Raw genomic sequence first — 3,022 nt, 5'->3', positions numbered from 1 at the left:
CTGGGGCTGCGATTGTGGTGCCGTTTCGCCGGCTGGCCGCTGTGCGCCGGTGAGGGTTCCCAGCGACAGCGTCTGGATCGGGTCCAGCTTGATGGTGGCGCGAAGCCGGCGCGCCTGTGCCGCCAGGATGTCGCTTCCCTGCGCGAGGGTGTGGAGGACAACGGAGGCGGTGGCGCGTTGAACGGTGTTGCCGGCGGCGGCCTGCTCCAGCGCGCGGATCACAAGAACACGCATCCGAGGGTCGGTGGCAATACCCGCAAGGGTGAGGGCCCGTTGGCGCAGGGCGTCGTTCGGCGGGTGCTGGAGCAGTTCCAGCGCATGGTGGGTGAGCAGCATCCGGTACTGGGGTGTCCGGGCCGCGAGATCGTCGTCGAGCATGTCGGCGGCGAGTTCGGCACCGGCGCCGATCACGAGGGCGAGCAGCTCGGCGGCTTCGATCTCGCGCAGCAGACTGACGACCTGGGCGCGCAGGTGCTCGCGCAGGATGAAGGTGCGCCCGGCGGCGAGCAGCCAGGTGTTGCGCCAGTGCGCCGATGGTGCCAGCAGGCGTAAGCGTTCGATCATGACGTCGTCGGTACCGGCGACGATGGCACGGGCGGCCATGAACTCCTGCAGGCTGCGGACTTCGAAGCCGATGCTGTCCTCGCCCTTGGGAATCAGCAGGACGAGGCGATGGGTGGCGGCTCTGACGAGGTTGTCGGCGAGGCGGTGGATGTCGGGCTCGGGGTGGCCCTCGGCGTGGAGCCGGGCGACGGCAACGGCTCGGAGCCGTTCGGCGGGCATGGCGGCGTCCGCTTCGCCGTCGGCTTCGGCAAGGACCTGCAATTCCAGCCCGACCCGTTCGTGCAGCGCGTGGACGTCGGCGCGATAGTCGTCGAGCAGGCGGGCCAGGGGACCTCGTTTGGCGGCTTCGCGGGCGTAGATGGTGTCGTAGTAGGCGTCGAACAGCCGGGAGCGGTCCTGCGGGACGCGCGAGCGCTGTTCCAGCAACAGCGACATGATGGTGACCTGGAGCGGGGTGCGCATGAGCCGGGCGGTCAGGGGTTCGTCGGCGGCCCGCTGGACCCGTCGCAGCACCCGGTCGCGCAGGTCGGTGTCGTCGCCGTGGCGGGCGTCGGCCAGGCGGGTCGCGTAGGCGATGGCACCCGGCGGCAGCAGCGGGGCCAGGGTGAGATGTTCGTACAGCGTGTCGGTGAACTCGCCGGTGTAGCCCTGCGGTCGGGTGGTCGCGACGATGAGCAGGTCGGCGTCGACGCGGGTGGCGTCCACGAGAAAGTCGGTGACGTGCCGCATGAGGTGTTCGCGGGCGTGCGGGGAGGCGACCTCGTCCAGGCCGTCAAGGACCAGCAGCCACGGCCAGCCGGCGAGCCAGCCGCGTAGTTGACCGGCGGTGACCCGGTCGGTGGCGCGGGCGCTGACCCGTTCGGCGATCCAGCGCAGCAGGGACACGTCCGATCCGCCGGCGACCTCGTCACCGTAGGCGGACAGTTCCACCCGGACGGGCCAGCGGCGGCTGTTGGGGACCGGCAGGTTGATGTCGGCCAGGTTGGCGCGCAGCGTCGTGCGCAGGCTGCCGGATTCGGGTCCGAGCCGGTCGGTCTCGCCGAGCAGGGCCACCCGGTAGGCCTGTGCGATCAGCTGCCCGAGGGTGGTCTTGCCCTGGCCCGGCCCGCCGACCAGTACGACGTGTGGACGCCGCTGGCCGATCAGGCTCGGCCGCAGCACGCTGTCGCCACGTTCCAGCACGTACCGGGCCGCGTCGACGATCTCCAGTTTCTCCGGCTGTGGCCGCAGCGCCGGGAGGTCGACCGCGATGCGTCCGAGTGCGAGTTTCTCGTTGTCGGCATGGCCCGCCTGCCCCAGCCGCACCCACTGTTCGGCGAGCATCTCCTTGATCGCGTGGGAGGTGAGGACCTCACCGAGATCCGCGGCCTGCCCCTGGAGCACGTCTGCCAGCAGCGCCAGGACGTCGCCGGGTGTGATGAGCCCGCTGAAGGCCTTGCGGACATCGGCGTGGCCGTCGAGCAGCCGGCAGATCGTGTCGTGGTGCCAGGTCCCCCAGCCCTTCAGGCCCAGCGTCGGGGCGTATCCGCGGATGAGTTCGTCCATCGTGTCAACGCCACCGGCCTGGGCGCCGGAGAGCACGACGTTGGTGGTGAACAGCAGATACCGGGGGAGGCGGCCCTTGCTGCGCCGGGCGGACTCCGGGTCGGCCCATCGTTTGAGTTCCGCCTCCACGGTGGCGCGCAGCCAGCGCGTATCCGGGCTCGTGCCCAGCGGGCGGCTGCGGAACTTCGCCTGGATGACGACGTAGCCGTTCCAGTCGGCGGTGTGGTCGTCGGGTGCCCAGCGGACCCGGCCGCTGTAGGTGGCTTCGCGGCCGCCGTCGGGGCCGTCGCCGAAGACGCCGACACCCGGCCCGAACACCTTCAGCGCCAGCGCCTGGGTCAGGTGCTCGAACTCGCGGCTGCCGAGCCGGGTCAGGTCGTAGTCCACGTCCTGCATCCTGCATCCTGCTGCCGGGACGGGATCACCGACAGCCAGGATGGTGGGGTGGGCAGCCGGCGCTTGACGGCGTGGCGGCCCTTGTTCTACGTTTAACACATCGATTAATTAACGTCAGGGTGAAATGCGATGGCAGCTGATCGACTCAGCACGATCTTCGCGGCGCTGGCGGACCCGACCCGCCGGGCGATCCTGGCTCGGTTGGCGGAGGGCGACGCGACCGTCACGGAGTTGGCTGAGCCGTTCTCGATCAGCCTGCCAGCGATCTCGCGGCACCTCAAGGTGCTCGAGCGGGCCGGGTTGATCTCCCGAAGTCGCACGGCCCAGTGGCGCTCGAGCGCTCTCACCGCCGGGCCGCTGCAGGAGGCCACAGCGTGGATGGAGCGCTACCGCCAGTTCTGGGATGCAAACTTCGAGCGGCTCGACGCCCACCTTCGACAGATCCAACAAGCGCAGTCGCCGTCCGCGGAAGACCAGCCGTCCGCGGAAGACCAACAGCAGGACCACCAACAGCAGT

Annotated in this window: 2 protein-coding genes; one reads left to right on the top strand and one right to left on the bottom strand. The window is 70.1% G+C overall.

Annotation, left to right across the window (positions count from 1 at the left end; genetic code table 11):
• A partial coding sequence (locus U9980_RS21225) for a hypothetical protein (RefSeq protein ID WP_322769530.1) occupies window positions 1-2,505 on the bottom strand: 2,505 nt, incomplete at its 3' end.
• A 129-nt stretch (window positions 2,506-2,634) separates the two neighbouring features.
• On the opposite strand from U9980_RS21225, the gene U9980_RS21220 reads away from it, so the two are divergent.
• Window positions 2,635-3,022: metalloregulator ArsR/SmtB family transcription factor (locus U9980_RS21220; RefSeq protein WP_322769529.1), on the top strand; the 388-nt coding region annotated here is incomplete at its 3' end.

The organism is Protofrankia sp. Cr1 (assembly GCF_963555865.1).
GTDB lineage: Bacteria > Actinomycetota > Actinomycetes > Frankiales > Frankiaceae > Protofrankia.
This window is presented reverse-complemented; position numbering and strand designations above follow the sequence as displayed.